The following is a 17,823-nucleotide window of genomic DNA, read 5'->3' on the forward strand; positions in this document are numbered from 1 at the left end:
GGGCTGAGAAGTTTACTTACTCGTTATGTAGAACTTTGTTAACCTTTTGGAACCGCCGTATGCGGACCCGCATGTACGGTGGTGTGAGAGGACGGGGGCTAGGCGCCCCCTCCTACTCGATCTAAAAACAAGGTTACTTCGAGAACATTTTTATAGGGTGTCAATTTGAATGTACGATAATCTGCTTCATGTATATTGACGGATTGGCAAATCATAGGTTATTATTTTATTTATTCCGACTGTACAGTATAAATAAAAAAGGTGAAAAGATGCCCAAACTAGGAATGGAACCGATCCGCCGTGCAGAGGTTATTAACGCCACCTTAACCTGTATTAGCATATATGGGATCGATGGTATGACGCTGGATAAAGTTGCTGAGCATGCAGACTGCTCGAAAGGAGTCGTCACTTATTATTTTAAGAACAAGGATAATTTGACGGTTGAAGCTTTCAAGGCATTCATGGCCTACTACGGTCAAATGATACAAGCAGAAATTGAATCAACGATGACTCCAGCGGAAATGATGGACGTTACGCTCAAGCATATTCTAACGCCTTATCGGGATGATGCAGATAAAAAAATTAACGTTTCACAGCTGGATGGTACTGAAAACATGTATATCCCGTACGAGGACCAAGGGAGACTTTTCGTACAGTTTTTCTCCAAAGCGGCAATAGATCCTACCTTACAGGAAGTCGTATCGAAGAGCTATATGGCTGATTTACATGGCATCGCCAAAATTTTCGATTACGGCAATAAGACGGGTCATATGTCTGTGGAGGATTCCCCAAGCGCAGCTTATGGGTTATTAGCGATGGTAGTTGGTCTTAGTTTCTTTAGAGTCGCGAATATTCCGCCCGTTAATGGTGAAGATAACCGCTACATTTGTGAGGACTATGTAAACAGGTTTAAAGGAGGATCATTATGAAAATAACGAAGGTTGAAGTTAGCGGAAAATATGTTGCTGTTGTGAGCGGCGATGAGAACGAGGTACTTATTAATGATGTGCAGTCTGCCTTGGATTTGATGGCAACCGTGCGATATGAGTCAGATTGTGATCGTATCGTTTTGCACAAATCGATATTGAGCGAAAGCTTCTTTGATCTGAAAACACGTCTAGCAGGCGATATTCTTCAGAAGTTTATTAACTATTATGTGAAGGTAGCTATTGTAGGAGATTTCACGGTTTATTCAAGCAAAAGCTTGAAGGATTTTATCTATGAGTGCAATAACGGAAATGATATTTTCTTCTTGCCGACCGAAGAGCAGGCGATTGAAACGTTAGCGAAGCTGAAATAGCAGCTAAGGAAGCAATAGCTAACTAAGGAAAGTGATAGCCGAGTATCCGATGATAACAATTCCTGCTGGTGAAGTTCACTTAAGGGATGATCGAATCTATGATATGTTGGGAAACGTGTGGGAATGGTGCTGGAATATTTATGATGCTGATGTTTATGGCTCCTATCGAATTTTCCGTGGAGGAAGTTGGGCGGAAGAGGCTAGGGGTTGTGGTGCAACATGCCGGCGCCGCAGTCATCCGACGTCTCGAATTGAGGATCTCGGCTTCCGTGTGGCAAGGTCTTTATAAGACAGAGCTTATCTCTATGATACGTAGTAGTAGTAGGCACAATTGATTATGTAATTAATCTAGAACTGTTCTTTAAGGTCGCAAAAAAAGAGAGGGCGGCGTACCCTCTCTTGACGCAAATTATTGAAAGCTTTCCAAGTGCTCTTCCAAGCGGTCCCACGTTTCAGTAATGCCTTGCTCCATCCCCATATCGATGACGGTTTGTAATGCTTCATCCGTTGCATAGTGACCGATGCTTGTAAGCTTCGTTTTTCCATCAACCGTCTCAAATGTCAACGTAACTTCAACAGCAGGCATATTGTCTGAAACATTGCCTTCTGCATCTGAGAAGTAATCGACGTAGACGAGTTTTTCGTTGGCAACGATTTCTTTATAGACGGATTTGCCCCAAGATTCCATGCCGTAGAAGTCTCCCTGATTGCGATCTTCACACTTCATACAATAATGCCAAGCGCCACCAGGACGGAAGTCCAGATTACTTACCGGGATGCTCCATCCGCGAGGTCCGAACCATTGTTTAAGATGCTCCGAATCCGAAAATACTTTGAATACAAGCTCAGTAGGTGCGTTGAACGTTCTTTCCATTGTCAGTACGTTACCTTCTGCTTTGAATAACATTTTGCTCATCATCATTATTATTCCTCCTAAGGGTTAGTTAACATTTATTGTTGTGACTTGCTCTGAAGCTCTTGTAGATATTGGTCTAAGTTGTCGAATCGTTCATTCCACATGCGACGGTAGTTATTCAACCATGCATCCATTTCTTGCAGTGGTTCCATTTGCAGTGCATAGTTGCGGCGGTTTGCATCGGCATGCACCGTTACCAATCGTGCGTCCAGCAGGACACGTAGATGCTTGGAAGCTTGAGGCTGCCGAAGGTTGAGTCGCTCGGCGATTTCTCCAACTGTCAATGGACCATGGGCAAGCAGCTCGACGATTCGTAATCGATTCGGTTCAGCCAGAGCGCTAAATGTTCCAATGTCCATACGTTGGTATGTTCACCTCACTTTCCTTCATCATTTCTTGTTTGCTCATCTTGTGTTTAGAATATACTCTGAATGGAATATTCCTGTCAAGGAATATTAAGATATTTTTTTCGCCAGCTGATTTTTTATAGCTGCCTGGAGATTCGAAATCTCCAGATCTATGCAGGGGATACCTTATAGATGGAGCCGTCCTGTTTTTAATGCACCCTCTTTTTTTAGCACACAAAAGAAAGGGTTCGTTTGTATAGACATAATGTCCAAACAGACAAACCCTTTCTTGAATTATGCAGATCATAGGTTTTATTATAAGTTCAATTTGCGTTCTTTATCCATTGCACCTTGAAGACAATATTCACGAGTGGAATCAGTTAACTGATACGTAAGCTTGCCAATCTCTTCAGGAGATTGTTGATAGTGCTGCAAGCTCCATTCGATTAATATACCGTGTAACATAGAAGATAAGGATCGTAAAGCATAATGCTGGAGTGGGCCAACTGACATCTGTGCTGGTATAAAATAGTTCAAATATTTAGTTTGAACAAAGTATTCCAAGCTTCTATATATAATTTGTCTAATTTTACGATCAGCCGCATGAATATTTTGAAATAAAGAATTAGGTACAAATTCCTTCCACATGTTGAAAAATGCAATAAATATCGCTTCGCCTGACAGCTGGTCTTTGGTAATTTCGCTGTCCATCATATTGAGTTGATGACATAAATATTCATATAAAATATCATCTTTGTCTTGATAATTGCGATAGATCGTTTGTCTAACTAGGCCGGATTTCTTAGCTATCTCTGTGATCTTAATGTCAGAGTAGACTTTATTCTCCATAAGATAGAGTAGGGAAAGCGTGATCCATTCTTTCGATTGCTGTTGGCCGTCGATGATATTCATGATGTGTTACACTTCCTTCATTATGTCCATTTCAAAGCACCATCTATTGAAACAGGCCATCATGTATATTAGTGTTGTAATTGTAACATTTACAGCACCGTTTGCGCATCGGTAACGAAAGGCAATTATTTTTTTATTTATTATTGATAATGATTTTCATTATTACAAAATAGGAGCGGGAAACGTGAAAACATTGAAGACATCAGCATTAATTATTATGATACTTACGCTGCTAACTGCTTGTACGAGCAATGAGGCTAAGCCAGCAAGTTCAGACAACGCTCAACCGAAAAAAGAAGCTGCTACCGCAGAAGTTAGAACGATTAAACATGCGATGGGAGAGGCAAAGGTTGAGGGAACACCTCAAAAAATTGTGGTGTTAACGACACAGGGCACAGAGACTTTATTGGAATTGGGAATCAAACCAGTGGGGGCGGTTAAGTCTTGGATTGGAGATCCTTGGTATGATCACATTAAAGATCAAATGGAAGGTGTAACGGTAGTTGGCGATGAGACGCAGCCGAATATGGAGTTAATCGCAAGCCTAGACCCAGACTTGATTCTAGGTACGAAGGTTAGACAAGAAAAAATTTACGACCAATTAACTGCGATTGCGCCTACCGTAATGACTGAAAATCTAGGCGACAGTATGATCGAGAATTTCACACTGTACGCTCAAGCGTTGAATCTTGAGGAAAAGGGTCAGCAAGTAATTGCTGATTTCGATAAATTAACGAAAGAGGCGGGAGCTAGACTAGGAGATAAAGCGAACTTACAAGTATCGCTTGCTCGTTTCCAAGCAGGTAAGGCTAGAGCTTATTACAAGGATAACTTCGCTGGCGTTGTAATAGAGAAGATGGGGATTGCTAGAACTACAGAGCAAAATCAAGATAAATTTGCTGAAGAGATTACAAAAGAGCAAATCAGTAAGCTGGATGGCGATGTATTGTTCTACTTTGCATCCGACCGTAGTGGTGAAACGGCAGCTTCTGATACAGCAAAGGAATGGCTTGGTGACCCAATCGCACAAAATATGAAGGTAAATAAAAATGGTCAAATTTATCAAGTGGATGAGGCGATCTGGAACTCCGCTGGAGGCATGATTGCAGCTAAACTATTGGTAGCTGATATTGAAAAGTACTATCAAGATATTAAAGGCTAATTAAAGGATAATGACTATATCTTAACTGTGTAAGAGGGGAAGAAGGACATGAACTCTCTTTTGTCCAGTGACAAAAGAAAAGCTCTGGGATTCATTGCAGCAGTGTTTCTACTTGTAGGAGCAACTGCTGCAAGTGTTTTATTTGGACTACAGAACTTTGATTTTGTTACGGTGATTCAAGCCTATACATCGTTTACAGGCAGTGATGAGCAGCTCATTATACGAACATCTAGAGTACCTCGGGCTTTGACTGCGGCTGTTATTGGCAGCAGTCTTGCGATAGCTGGGGTGCTGCTGCAAGCGATGACAAGAAATCCACTTGCCTCACCTTCTATATTAGGTGTTAACGCAGGTGCTGCTTTGGCAATCGTATCGATGCTTTATTGGTATGGCGCAGTATTTTCTTTCTCAGAGTTGATGTGGTTTGGCTTTATTGGAGCGGGTATAACAGCAGGTCTCATTTTTATAATAGCGATGATAGGAAAGGGAGGAATGACGCCACTGAAGCTGATTCTTACGGGATCAGCTTTGGCGTCTTTTGCTTCTTCCTTGAATTCTTTATTTATGCTCATTAGCAATGCCACGTTAGAGGGGGCGTTGTACTGGTTAACAGGCTCTGTGTCTAACAGCTCGATGGAGCATACACTTCAGATGCTGCCTTATTTTATCACGGCATGGGTTATTGCTTGGTCGATGTCACGCTCGCTTAATGTGATGTCAATGGGTGACGATGTGGCGACAGGACTCGGGCAGCGTACGATGTGGATCAAGGTGCTGACGATTGTTGTGGTCGTCATACTGGCTGGAGGAAGTGTTGCGCTCGCAGGTCCTATCAGCTTCGTTGGCATTATGATCCCACATATATCACGCTGGTTAATTGGTAATGATCATCGTTGGCTGCTGCCATACAGTGCGGTGTTAGGCGGGGCCTTCTTAGTACTGGCCGATTTGTTGTCTCGATTTTTGCTAGTTGCCAAAGAAGTGCCTGTTGGTGTTACAACGGCCATACTAGGTGTCCCTTTTGTAGTTCTGCTTGTAAGGAGGAAGGCACTTGGTCAGTATTAAATGGAAGCGAGCGAATAGCTCTGACCATAATGGAAGAACACTGGTTAGCCTGAAAATGGTGAGTTTGATCGCCTTGTTAGTTGTTACAACGTTGCTAAGTGTAGGCTTGGGAAGCTTATATATTCCGATTACGGATGTCATGAAAGCCATCATCGGAGTTGGAGAAGACAAATATGAGCTTATTGTGATGCAGCTTCGTTTGCCCCGCGTAGTAGCTGCTTTATTAGTAGGTGCAGCAATGGCGATTTCCGGCACGATATTACAAGCGTTGATTCGCAATCCGTTAGCTTCTCCTGACTTAATGGGAACGACCTCAGGAGCAACAGCAGCTGTGGTTGCCGCGATCACGATCATGAATGGAGAAATTAGTGTAGGCTGGCTGCCATTGGCGGCATTGCTTGGAGGTTGCTTAGCTTCAACTTTAACGTACGTGCTTGCTTGGAAAAATGGAAGTTCACCATTGCGCATGGCCATGATCGGTGTCGTTATCTCGTCTGCGATGGGGGCACTAACGATATATTTTACCCTTGCAGGTCCTTTGCATATGGTCTCGCAAGCATTAGGTTGGATGGCTGGCACCGTGTACGGTACATCATGGAATCATGTGCTCTATTTAACACCTTGGGTCGTTATATGCGCAACTATCGCCTTTTTCCAATCAAGGAATCTGAACGTGTTAGAACTAGGTGATTCCATTGCCACTGGTGTTGGCATGAAAGTGGAGCGAAAGCGCTTCTTGTTCATTGCTCTAAGTGTCGTACTAGCTAGTTCTGCTGTAGGAATTGCGGGCGGAATTAGCTTTGTGGGCTTAATGGCGCCTCATATGGCTCGTAAGCTAGTCGGCAATAATAATCGTGTCGTCTTATTTGTTTCGGCGATATTAGGTGCGCTCTTTGTATTGTTGGCTGATTTGGTCGGTAGAACTGTTTTTGTGCCAATGGATGTACCTGCCGGTATTTTTACAGCCCTGTTAGGCGCTCCATTTTTTATTTACTTGCTGTTCAAGCAGGTGAATCGGGTATAAACGTTGGTACGTGCAGTTCTCTACTTATTTCTATAAGCATAGTAAAGAAGCCGAGCATAGAATGGTTCGGCTTCTTTTTGCTAGTGTTATTTATAGCTGCAAACTATGTATCTGCATGCTGAGGGAAGTTTTGTTATATCTGCATAGAACAACCGTGGTGCATAGGTATATTCAGGCCAGCGTTTGGCTACATTTGCATATAGAATTTCTATCCTAAGATCGCCATTACTTTATTAATAAATCCCACACTTGCTTGCCTATCAGTAGAATTGTTATCCCAATGAACAGTGGTTTGACATAAGCAGCTCCCCGCTTAATAGCTACACGAGAACCTACAAGTGCGCCACCAATCATGGCAATCCCCATTGGTATACCGTATCCATATGAAATAGACCCCAGCATCGCAAAGGCAATAAACGATGCTAAGTTGGAGCCGAAGTTAAGTACTTTCGCATTACCAGACGCACTTACAAAGTCAAACCCGAGCAGCAAGAACACGAAGATAAGAAAAGATCCTGTTCCCGGTCCGAAAAATCCATCGTAAAATCCAATCGCCGTTGCAGCCACGATAAGTAAAATGACCTTTTTCATCGTTAAGCCGCTGTATGTAGATGCTGCACCCCAATTTTTCTTCATTAGCGTATAGATGGTTACCGCAATAAGCATGATGACGACGAGCGGCTTTAGAAACTCAGAGGGGATCGCATTGACACAGAGCGTGCCGAGTATCGCCCCGACAAACGATAACGGAAATAACTTCGCAACAAGTTTGAATTCAATTTTTCCAGAACGTAAAAAGGAAAGTGTACTTGTGAGTGAGGACATTGTACTTGCAAGCTTGTTCGTGCCTAATACGAGCTGAGGGGGGAGACCCATCGCAAGTAGAGCAGGCACCGTAATCAATCCTCCGCCTCCAACAACCGAGTCTACAAAGGCAGCAATGAAGCCTGTTGCAAGTAATAACAGCAGTATTTCTAATGAGGGTAGTTCCACGTGATGTCAGCCTCCAGTTCGTGTTGGTAATCGATAGAACTTTATAATCTTTTGGATAATGATAGGCTAACCGCTGTAAGTGGGCAAGTGTTTTGTTGGAATACGTATGAGGCGTTTGATTCCAGTATGCGTTTACAAGAGTGTGGTTGCGAGGCAAGAACGTTTCTGCGAATGCGATGTGCGGCTGTGAGTCTCAAGCAGGGAGAAGAATCGGCTAACGGTTGCTACAGAGGCTATTTGGCCGATATTTGCTTGTTTTGAAATGTAACGGTCGTCAGAGAGCTTATTTGTTGAAATGAGCGATATATTGGAGTGATATTGTGCAAATAAGCTCTCCTGCGATCGTTAAAACTTTAAAACGTACGATTTCGCGTAAATAAGCTCAATGGCGTTCGTTAGAGGAAGCTGTTTAGTGAGAGCTGTGATATTGCGCAGAACGGTACTCGCATGTGCGAAGCGTTTCGTTTGTAAAAATTTGATCGTCCAGAGATTCAAATGAAGCTGCTCGTAAAAAATTATCTCTATCAGGCGGATGTGAGTAACGGCAGCTTCTAGCGGTTTTAAAATGGCATGACTTCTAGTGCGTATTGGTAATTTGATTTTGTTTTTAAACGAATAGTGAGATGGATTTACCTTATCTCTAGCTGGGGGCAGTTTTCTTGTTCTTTCATTGAAAACGAATTACAATAAAGTATGGTCATTTTCTGTGCATCAATGGTTTTAGATACACAAGGTTGATCCGAAATTTTTCCGAATACAGGATATTTACGTAATTTGTCGAATAAGTCTAAAGAACTATGATGATGACGAAATAGATAGGAGCAAGGCACATGCTAACAGGAGAAGTTCGCAACAAAGTAGATAAAATATGGTCGGATATGTGGGCAGGCGGTATAACCAACCCACTGACCGTCATTGAACAGCTTACGTACTTGATGTTCATTCGTTCATTGGATGAGAAGGAACTTGAGAATGAAAGCTTTGAAGCGATAAGCGGGACGCCAGTGCCGAAGATTTTTCCGCTAGATGAAGAGGGACAGTCGATGCGCTGGAGCAAGTTTAAGGACAAAGATGCCCGTATTATTTTTGAAATTATCGGCACGAAAGTGTTTCCGTTTATTAAATCGATGAACGGTGAGAATACAACGGCATTTTCACGATATATGCAAGACGCAATGTTTTTAGTTCCAACACCGCAAATTTTGCAAAAGATGATTACAGGTCTGGATGAACTGTATGAACATGATATTAAAAACTTGGACATGCAAGGCGATCTATACGAGTACATGCTCGGGAAGTTGGCTACGGCAGGACAGAACGGACAGTTCCGTACACCGAAGCATATTCGTGATATGATGGTTCGTTTGCTGGCGCCCACGCCTAACGATAAAATATGTGACCCGGCTTGTGGTACAGCGGGCTTCTTAGTATCCGCAGCAGAATATGTGCGTGAAACGCATGAAGCGGAGATGACGAGCGAGAAATGGGATCATTTTGCAAGTGACATGTTCTCGGGCTTCGATATGGACAGAACGATGCTCCGCCTATCCGCGATGAATTTGATGCTTCACTCGATTACACAGCCGCAAATTGATTATGTGGACAGTGTGTCCAAGCAAAATCATATTGCTGCGGCGTATGATGTCATTTTGGCAAATCCTCCATTTACGGGAACGATTGATACGGAAAGTATTCATGATAATTTGAAGCAAATTTGCAATACGAAAAAGACAGAGTTGTTGTTCGTTGCGCTCTTCTTGCGCATTCTCCGCAAAGGTGGACGCTGTGCTTGTATCGTACCAGACGGCGTATTATTCGGTTCGACGAAGGCTCATAAGTCATTGCGCAAAGAGCTGGTTGAGAATCATCATTTGCAAGCGATTATCTCGCTGCCGAGCGGTGTGTTTAAGCCGTATGCAGGTGTTAGCACAGCGATTCTTATTTTTACAAGAACAGATGCAGGTGGTACCGATAAAGTATGGTTCTACGATATGAAGGCAGACGGCTACTCGCTCGATGATAAGCGGACTGCGATTGCAGACAATGATATCCCTGACATTATTGCTCGCTACCACAATCCAGCAGGCGAAGTGGATCGCAAGCCTACGGAACAGAGCTTCCTTGTGGACAAGTCTGCGATTGTAGCGAATGAGTATGACTTGTCGATTAACCGCTATAAAGAAGTGGTGTATGAGAAGGTAGAGTATGATGATCCTGATGTCATTATGGGACGACTTGATCAATTGAACCTTGAGATTGCTTCCAAGATGGATCAATTGAGGGGGCTTTTGAGTGAGTAAGTGGGAGAAGGTGAAGTTGGGGGATGTGACCAAAGTAAGTGGTGGCTATGCATTTAAAAGCGATCAGTTTATGAAGAATGGTATTCCAATTATACGTATTGGTAATTTAACAAGTAACACGGTTTATTTGGATTATGAAATTTGCTATCCTCAAGAATTTTGGAGCAGGAATTCAACGTATCATGTAAAGTTTGGTGATATACTAATTGCTATGTCGGGCGCAACTATCGGAAAAATAGGAAGATATGAGTATACAGATCCTGCATTGTTAAATCAACGAGTGGGATTAATTCGAATTAATATAGATGAATTATGTTCAAATTACATTTATTATTTTGTTAAGTCTTATTTTTTCTTAACTCAAATCCAACATTTGTCTTCTGGATGTGCGCAGCCTAATATTAGTTCTAAGCAAATTGAAAGCATATTTATCCCACTCCCCCCACTCGAAACACAAAAACAAATCGCCAAAACATTGGATAACGTCTCAGAGCTGCTTGCTATGCGTAAACAACAGCTTGTGGAGCTGGACAATCTAATTAAATCTACTTTTTATGAGTTGTTTGGTGATCCTGTAGCGAATGAGAAGGGGTGGGAGACAGGTATAATCAAAGACCTAGCTGTAAAAATTCAGTACGGTACAAGCGAGAAAGCCTCAACTGAAAAATTACAATATCCAATATTGCGGATGAATAACATAACATACGAAGGTAATATGGATTTCTCAGATCTTAAGTACATTGAACTCAATGAAAAAGATTTAGAGAAACATTTGGTTAATAAGGGTGAAATGTTATTTAATCGAACAAATAGCAAGGAGTTAGTAGGTAAAACAGCAGTTTATAGAGAAGAACAGCCGATGGCATATGCAGGCTATTTAGTTCGTCTAGTCCCGAACCAAAGAGCGAATAGTGAATTTATTTCGGCGTATCTAAACTCAACCTATGGCAAAAAGTTGTTGTTTAAAATGGCGAAAAACATTGTAGGAATGGCCAATATTAATGCAAAAGAGCTAAGTAATATTAAAATATATATCCCTCCTCTCCACCTTCAAAATCAATTCGCCGAGATCGTTACTAAGATCGAGGAGCAGAAAGCCATCGTCAAGAAATCAATCGACGAAACGCAATACCTGTTTGACAGTTTGATGAGCGAGTACTTCGAGTAAGTGAGCAACTTCTAACGAAGAGGTGAACAGCGATGTGTGCGAACTTTGAATTTTTACAGGATCAAACGGAATACAAAATGTTTGCCTTGGCAGCTATGGAAGCGGAGCGGGTGCTAGCCACCTCTCCTGCCATGGCGGCGGTAGGCAGTCGCAAAGCATTTGAACTGGCTGTCAAGTGGGTGTACGCTGCGGACAATACGATTACAATGCCGTACAAAGACAACTTGCAGTCGCTCATTCATGAGCCTACATTCCGCTTCGCGATGGAGAACCAGACGTGGGGCAAGCTGCCTTATATTATTAAGCTGGGCAATGTTGCTGTACATACAGATAAGAACGTAAGTCGCAGTGACGCAATTCTGTCGCTGGCGGCATTGTTTGAGTTTATTCAATGGATCGACTATTGCTATGGTGCTAACTACGAGGAACGCCAGTTCATAGAAGCGAATATTCCTGTTGAGAAGCTAGTGCTAGATGAGGCGAAGATTAAAGAGAAAGACAGTTTAATCGAGCAGAAAGATTCCGAGATTGAAGCGCTGCGAGCCCAAATCGCCGCGATGAGTGACAAGCTGACTGCGGACAAAGAGCACTATCAGCGGCTGCGCACGTTCACCCCTGAAGATATTACCGAATATGAAACTCGTAAGAAATATATTGATGTTGACTTGAAGCTGCTAGGTTGGACGTTCGGGGACGACGTGCGGGAAGAAGTAGAGGTACTAGGCATGCCGAACGCGGAGGGGAGAGGCAGTGTCGATTATGTGCTCTACGGCAAAGACGGACTGCCATTAGCTCTTATTGAAGCGAAGCGGACGTCGATAGATCCGAAGACAGGAACCCAGCAAGCGAAGCTGTATGCCGATTGTTTGGAAAACATGACGGGCAGACGGCCAATCATTTTTACGACGAATGGATTCGAAACGGATATGTGGGAAAGTGTCACTGCACCGCAGCGTAAAGTGAGCGGGATGTTTGCCAAGGCGGATTTGCAGAAGTTAATGAACCGTCGCAGTGAGCGCAAACCGCTCGATCAGATCGTCATTAATGATCAAATTACGGATCGTTATTATCAGAAAGAAGCGATTCGCGCGGTGTGCGACAACATAGCAGCAGGACATCGGCGTTCTTTGCTTGTGATGGCAACGGGTACAGGTAAGACGAGAACCGCCTCCAGCTTGACAGATGTATTGTCCCGTGGCGGATACGTGACGAATATTTTGTTCTTGGCCGATCGTACTGCTTTAGTGAAGCAGGCGAAAGATGACTTCAAACATCATTTGCCCGATATGTCGCTGTGTAACTTGTTGAGCAGCAAAGAGGACAAGACGGCGCGAATTGTATTTTCCACCTACCCGACCATGTTGAACGCGATTGATCAGGTGAAGACGACGGAAGGCAAGCGTTTGTTTACACCAGCTCATTTTGATCTCATTATCGTCGATGAGGCACACCGCAGTATTTTTAAAAAGTACCGTGCGATATTTGAATATTTTGATAGTCTAATCGTTGGCTTGACCGCCACGCCGAAGACCGAAGTGGATCGCAATACGTATGATTTTTTTGAAATGGAAAGTGGCGTGCCTACTTACGCGTATACGTATGAAACGGCTGTCGAAATGGACAAGGTGCTGGTGCCGTATCATAACATTGAAGTGACTACGCAGTTTCTAGAGCAAGGGATTACATACGATGATTTGTCCGCAGCGGACAAGGCTCGCTACGAAGAAGACTTTACGGACGAAGATGGAGAAATGCCAGAGTTCATTCCTTCACCTGCTGTGAATGAGTTTATATTTAATCAAAACACGGTGGATCGCGTACTGGAAGATTTGATGACAAAGGGCATTAAGGTGGCGGGCGGTGACAGGCTCGGCAAGACGATTATTTTTGCACAAAATAAAAAACATGCTCAGTTTATCGTTGATCGATTTAACAAGCTGTATCCGCAGTATAACAGCAGTTTTGCTAAGCGTATTATTTCGGAAGACAACTATGCACAGAGTTCAATCGATGAGTTTAAAGTACCTGGGAAAGAACCTCATATTGCGGTATCTGTGGATATGCTGGATACAGGTATTGATGTACCGGAAATCGTCAATCTTGTCTTTTTCAAACGGGTACGTTCAAAAGCGAAGTTCTGGCAAATGATTGGTCGAGGTACTAGATTGTGCAAAGGGTTGTTCGGGGATGGGGAAGACAAGACACGCTTCATTATTTTCGACTATCTCGGCAATTTTGAATATTTCCGTCAGCATAAGGAAGGCGCAGAAGGGAATGAGGCACAAAGTCTGTCAGAAGCCATCTTCGCGAAGCGGGTACGACTCATTCAGCATATGCAGCATGCCGATTATGTGGACGAGCCTTATCAACAGATGCGCACCGATCTGATCGAGACGGTGACTGGCCAAGTTCAAGCGCTGAACCCAGAGCTCATTTCGGTAAAAATGCAGTTACAGCATGTTGAAAAGTACAAATCAGCCACGGCGTTTATTTGTCTGGAAGATGCGGATAAGACTAACTTAATAGGATGTCTTGCTCCAATTGTGTACATGGATGACGCGGATGAGCATGCGAAGCGATTCGACAACTTTATGTATGGATTGATGTTGGCGCATAGGGAAGGCACGACACATTTTAAGCGTGGGAAGAAGCAGTTGCTGCATGTCACGAAAATGTTGCTGGAGCGGACCACAATACCACAAATTAAAAATAAGCTCGTCTTTATCAATATGATCGGGGAAGAATCTTTCTGGAATGATGCTAACTTATTAAGCTTTGAACAGGTGCGCGTCGAACTGCGCGGGCTCATGAATCTTCTTGTAGATAAGAACAGCACGGCTCCGATTTATACGAATTTGAAGGATACCGTTCTTAGTTGGCATGAAGGAAAAGAAATGTACGAAGCTTACGCATTCGAGGATTATAAGTTGAAGGTCAATCGTTACATTGAGCAAAATCGGGATACGCTTGCTATTCATAAGCTGCGCAACAATATTCCACTTTCGGCACTCGATTACGAGAGTTTGGAACGTATTTTTACCGGCGAACTTGGTTCGGCAGACGATTACAAGCGAGAATATCAGGATACGCCATTTGGATTGCTCGTCCGCAAAATAGCCAAGCTCGAGGTGGAGGCAGCCAATGATGCATTCTCGGAATTTATTAATGATCATTCATTGAACCAGATGCAAATTGTATTTGTGAAAAAGATAGTGGACTATATCGTACAGAACGGCTATATCGATAGCGCGTCAGAGCTTATAAAACCGCCATTTGATAAGCCGCAAAGCTTTGTGAAGTTGTTTGACGGCACGAAGCAAAAACGACTCGTCGAAATGGTCAATCAGGTGAAAGAGAATGCTACGAAAATATTAAGTTAAATATGCTCAAGGAAGTAGAAGCGGTACGAGTGCTCGTTGGCATCGTGCCGCTATTTTCATTAACCGAGAAACCTCATTCCTTTGCTATCAAACGATACGTGCGGTAGCGTTGATGGCCGCTTGCGACCGCAAGCCTATTTTTATGCAGCAGTGAACGAAGTACAACTCTAGTTCGTTGTTCTGACAGTTGCAGATGGATAGCTAGCTCTTTTGGTGTGAAGGGGGCCAAGGTTCTGCGGGCAAAGCGCAGTGTCTCGGCTTCTGACCACGTCAAATCGGACGGCACTGCTTCTGCTAAAAATTTGCCTACAAAAGATAGAATCAGTTGTTTGCATACCCCGGGATCTTCTTTGATAGACAAGTATGCAATAGGGAGGAACAGCCAGTCATCAAGGGCAAGCAAAGCTTGTTTCATGCATAAATCTTTAAAGCGCCTCACATCAATGTCTCTAGCATGCGAGCTGTAGCCGTGAATTTCGATGCAGCCCTTGGCGTCACCTGGTATGTATGCTAGATCCAAATAACGATAGCCATTATTGTAATCGCGCACTTCATATTCAGGATATAGGTGATTCAGATTACCGACCGCAGGGAACCAAATGCATCGTAAAAATTCCACTGTTCCATGACCTAAGCCTTTTTGCAGTAGTTCTCTTCTTCTAGGGTTGATTTCTTGTTTGATTTGTTCAGTAATCCATTGTTCATATACCTGTTCAAACAAATGCAATCTTCCTTTCGCCGCATGATAGAGTACATAACGTTCATATAGCAAACTAAAATGATGCGACACAATAATGTTATGCCGTAAAAGGGTACAAAAAACCGCTTTGACGCACGGACTAGCGCCATAGAGCGGTAGCGATGCGATCAAAGCGGTATGTGCTTTATACCGATATGTGAACTATATAGTTAGTGTGATCTATATAGTTAAAATATATGATTTAGATTGCATTATAGAGTGAGCTTGGTATCTTCTACTTAAAATGTAACACACGAAGCTCGTGTGTTACAAGTTTGCTTTACTTGTTGGAGCGCTAACGGTTGCCACTGAGGCTATTCGGCTTATATTTGCTCAATTTGAAATGTAACGATCGTCAGGGAGCTTATTTGCCTGAATGAGCTGGAAAATGGACTGAAATGGCTTAAATAAGCTCTCCTACGATCGTTAGAATTGAAATCCGGGCGATTTAACTAAAATAGCGTCAATGGCGTTCGTTAGAGGAAGCAAAGGAAGCGAATACTGCGCAACATCGTGAACAGAAACTTCATATCGCGTAGGCAGCTGCTGCATTCCGATCGGATCATCGTCATGTGTGACAGCACCTCAAATTCCGTGTATGTAGCAGACGTTCTTAACGATTTGTCCTCACTCGGTTGACATCCCTATTTTAATTAACTATACTGTCTGTAATCTTATATGCGATATACGTTGAAAGAGCGCAGTAGCTGCTTAATCCCTGTCTCAGAAAGCCGGGGGGTGATGGAACCCGGTACACATTAAGTAGGCGAAGTACACTCTGGAGTATCTCGGGTAATGCTGAGCGGAATGGCGAACGATAACTCGCCGAGAGTGGTATCCATAGTATGCGGCAGCGCATTGTTCATGGGTGCAATCTGGGTGGTAACACGGTTGGTCAATCGTCCCTATGTCTTTTACAGACAAGGGGCGATTTTTTTATGCCGCATGAAGCAAACGAATAGGGAAAGTTTATAAATCGAAGGAGTGGGATAGCTGTGAATATTATTGACGAACTGGAATGGCGCGACGCCATTAACCAACAAACAGACGCTGAAGGCCTTAAAGAACTTACGAATGAGAAGTCGATCTCCCTCTACTGCGGTGTAGACCCGACAGGCGACAGTATGCATATTGGTCACTTGATTCCTTTCATGGTGCTGAAACGTTTCCAGCTAGCTGGTCATCGCCCAGTTATCCTGATTGGTGGAGCTACAGGTACAATTGGTGATCCAAGCGGTCGTCAATCGGAGCGCTCTTTGCAAACGTTGGAAGAAATTCAAGCGAATGTAGATGCACTTACAGCACAATTGAAGAAGTTGTTCCTAACAGAGGGCGACAATCAAATGCGCATGGTTAATAACTATGACTGGACGCACAAAATCAACGTAATCGAGTTCTTACGTGACTACGGTAAAAACTTTAGCATCAATACGATGCTGGCTAAAGATGTGGTATCCAGCCGTCTTGACAGTGGTATTTCCTTTACAGAATTCTCATACCAAATCTTGCAGTCCTTGGACTACCTGCATCTGTACCAGCATGAAGATGTTCAGTTGCAAATCGGCGGTTCTGACCAATGGGGTAACATTACGAGCGGACTTGATCTGATTCGTAAAAAAGAAGGTTCTGAGGCAAAAGCATTCGGTCTTACGATTCCATTGATGCTAAAAGCAGATGGCACGAAGTTTGGTAAAACAGCAGGCGGCGCAATCTGGCTCGATCCGAACAAAACAACTCCATTCGAGTTCTATCAGTTCTGGGCAAATACAGATGACCGTGACGTTGTGAAATACTTGAAATACTTTACGTTCCTTTCTAAAGAGCGCATTGATGAGTTGGCTCAAAAGGTAGAGACAGAGCCTCATAAACGCGAAGCACAAATTACACTTGCTGAAGAAATGACTCGCTTTGTACACAGCGAAGAATTGCTAGCGCAGGCGAAGCGTATTACAGCTGCCTTGTTCAGCGGCGACATTAAGTCATTGACGGCTGACGAGATCGAGCAAGGCTTCAAAGAAATGCCTACGTTCGAAGCGACGAAGGAAGCGAAAAATATCGTGGACTGGCTCGTTGATCTTGGCATTGTGAAGTCTAAGCGTCAAGCACGCGAGGACATTACAAATGGTGCAATTTCTATGAACGGTGAGCGTGTTAGCGATGTGGGCTTGGAAGTATCTGAAGAGCACGCTATCGGAGGACGCTTCATTATTATCCGTAAAGGTAAGAAAAACTACAGCTTGGTGAAAATGGCCTAATAAGGTCGAGCGCTGAGCTACATGAAAGCCTCACTTATACAAATAAGTGGGGCTATTTGATATGGTACAACGTCGGGTTCTACCTATATCGTTGTAGAAGAGGCATACCATTTCAGAGTTAGAGGAGAAGCTCTGTAATGGGCAATGTCATTAAGTTAAGGCACAGGATCAAAAATTAAGAACAAGAGTAGGTTTATCGAAAAAAGATAACCTGCTCTTTTTTGCGCAAAAATGAGAAATAGCACTTGACAAGCAGATGGAA

The 17,823-nt window shown here is 43.2% G+C and carries 14 protein-coding genes, 1 pseudogene and 1 other annotated feature; of the genes and pseudogenes, 10 read left to right on the forward strand and 5 right to left on the reverse strand.

Features of this window, described 5'->3' with window-relative positions; genetic code table 11:
- Positions 1-269: 269 nt before the first annotated feature.
- The 3 genes and pseudogenes from IFO66_RS23110 to IFO66_RS23120 all read left to right on the forward strand — a co-directional run.
- A complete protein-coding gene (locus tag IFO66_RS23110) occupies positions 270-929 on the forward strand; it encodes a TetR/AcrR family transcriptional regulator (RefSeq protein ID WP_192027378.1) in 660 nt (219 codons plus the stop codon).
- Positions 926-1,300, forward strand: coding sequence for a DUF4180 domain-containing protein (locus tag IFO66_RS23115; protein WP_192027379.1), 375 nt, complete (start codon positions 926-928; stop codon positions 1,298-1,300). The genes IFO66_RS23110 and IFO66_RS23115 overlap by 4 nt, the downstream gene beginning before the upstream one ends.
- A 94-nt stretch (positions 1,301-1,394) precedes the next feature.
- A pseudogene (locus IFO66_RS23120) lies at positions 1,395-1,589 on the forward strand (formylglycine-generating enzyme family protein); the annotation flags it as partial.
- A 120-nt stretch (positions 1,590-1,709) separates the two neighbouring features.
- On the opposite strand, the gene IFO66_RS23125 reads toward IFO66_RS23120, so the two are convergent.
- From IFO66_RS23125 to IFO66_RS23135, 3 genes are all read right to left on the reverse strand, one after another.
- Entirely contained in the window at positions 1,710-2,222 is a 513-nt protein-coding gene (locus IFO66_RS23125) for an SRPBCC domain-containing protein (protein ID WP_420488697.1), read from the reverse strand.
- A 29-nt stretch (positions 2,223-2,251) separates the two neighbouring features.
- Complete coding sequence (locus tag IFO66_RS23130) at positions 2,252-2,575, reverse strand: ArsR/SmtB family transcription factor (RefSeq protein ID WP_192027380.1); 324 nt, start codon at positions 2,573-2,575, stop codon at positions 2,252-2,254.
- 303 nt (positions 2,576-2,878) lie between these two features.
- Positions 2,879-3,475 carry a TetR/AcrR family transcriptional regulator gene (locus IFO66_RS23135; protein WP_192027381.1) on the reverse strand — a complete coding sequence of 199 codons (597 nt, stop codon included), beginning with the start codon at positions 3,473-3,475 and terminating at the stop codon, positions 2,879-2,881.
- 184 nt (positions 3,476-3,659) lie between these two features.
- Between IFO66_RS23135 and IFO66_RS23140 the strand changes: the two genes are divergently transcribed.
- Genes IFO66_RS23140 through IFO66_RS23150 form a run of 3 tightly spaced genes read left to right on the forward strand, consistent with a single transcriptional unit; the run spans position 3,660 to position 6,726 of the window.
- Entirely contained in the window at positions 3,660-4,637 is a 978-nt protein-coding gene (locus IFO66_RS23140; protein ID WP_337913659.1) for an ABC transporter substrate-binding protein, read from the forward strand.
- A 48-nt stretch (positions 4,638-4,685) separates the two neighbouring features.
- Positions 4,686-5,702 (forward strand): FecCD family ABC transporter permease, encoded by a 1,017-nt coding sequence (locus IFO66_RS23145; RefSeq protein WP_192027382.1) that lies wholly within the window; start codon positions 4,686-4,688, stop codon positions 5,700-5,702.
- A complete protein-coding gene (locus IFO66_RS23150; protein ID WP_225446014.1) occupies positions 5,689-6,726 on the forward strand; it encodes a FecCD family ABC transporter permease in 1,038 nt (345 codons plus the stop codon). Before IFO66_RS23145 ends, IFO66_RS23150 begins: the two co-directional genes overlap by 14 nt.
- Positions 6,727-6,951: 225 nt before the next feature.
- Here the strand turns inward: IFO66_RS23150 and IFO66_RS23155 are convergent, their stop codons facing one another.
- Positions 6,952-7,719 (reverse strand): TSUP family transporter, encoded by a 768-nt coding sequence (locus IFO66_RS23155; RefSeq protein ID WP_192027383.1) that lies wholly within the window; start codon positions 7,717-7,719, stop codon positions 6,952-6,954.
- Between the two features lie 830 nt (positions 7,720-8,549).
- Between IFO66_RS23155 and IFO66_RS23160 the strand changes: the two genes are divergently transcribed.
- The 3 genes from IFO66_RS23160 to IFO66_RS23170 are packed head-to-tail and all read left to right on the forward strand — an operon-like array spanning position 8,550 to position 14,567.
- Positions 8,550-10,019: a type I restriction-modification system subunit M gene (locus IFO66_RS23160; protein WP_192027384.1), complete on the forward strand. Its 1,470-nt coding sequence runs from the start codon at positions 8,550-8,552 to the stop codon at positions 10,017-10,019.
- Positions 10,012-11,187, forward strand: a complete 1,176-nt coding sequence (locus IFO66_RS23165) for a restriction endonuclease subunit S (protein WP_192027385.1) — start codon at positions 10,012-10,014, stop codon at positions 11,185-11,187. The genes IFO66_RS23160 and IFO66_RS23165 overlap by 8 nt, the downstream gene beginning before the upstream one ends.
- A gap of 32 nt (positions 11,188-11,219) precedes the next feature.
- Positions 11,220-14,567, forward strand: a complete 3,348-nt coding sequence (locus tag IFO66_RS23170) for a DEAD/DEAH box helicase family protein (protein WP_192027386.1) — start codon at positions 11,220-11,222, stop codon at positions 14,565-14,567.
- A 73-nt stretch (positions 14,568-14,640) separates the two neighbouring features.
- On the opposite strand, the gene IFO66_RS23175 is transcribed toward IFO66_RS23170, so the two are convergent.
- On the reverse strand, positions 14,641-15,294 hold the full coding sequence (locus IFO66_RS23175) for a transcriptional regulator (protein WP_192027391.1): 654 nt from the start codon (positions 15,292-15,294) through the stop codon (positions 14,641-14,643).
- 693 nt (positions 15,295-15,987) lie between these two features.
- Positions 15,988-16,216, forward strand: a binding site (T-box leader).
- An 85-nt stretch (positions 16,217-16,301) separates the two neighbouring features.
- Between IFO66_RS23175 and tyrS the strand changes: the two genes are divergently transcribed.
- Positions 16,302-17,561 carry a tyrosine--tRNA ligase gene (gene tyrS, locus IFO66_RS23180; RefSeq protein ID WP_192027387.1) on the forward strand — a complete coding sequence of 420 codons (1,260 nt, stop codon included), beginning with the start codon at positions 16,302-16,304 and terminating at the stop codon, positions 17,559-17,561.
- Positions 17,562-17,823 lie beyond the last annotated feature (262 nt).

Origin of the sequence: Paenibacillus arenosi, from assembly GCF_014841135.1 — a bacterium.
Classification (GTDB): domain Bacteria; phylum Bacillota; class Bacilli; order Paenibacillales; family Paenibacillaceae; genus Paenibacillus_B; species Paenibacillus_B arenosi.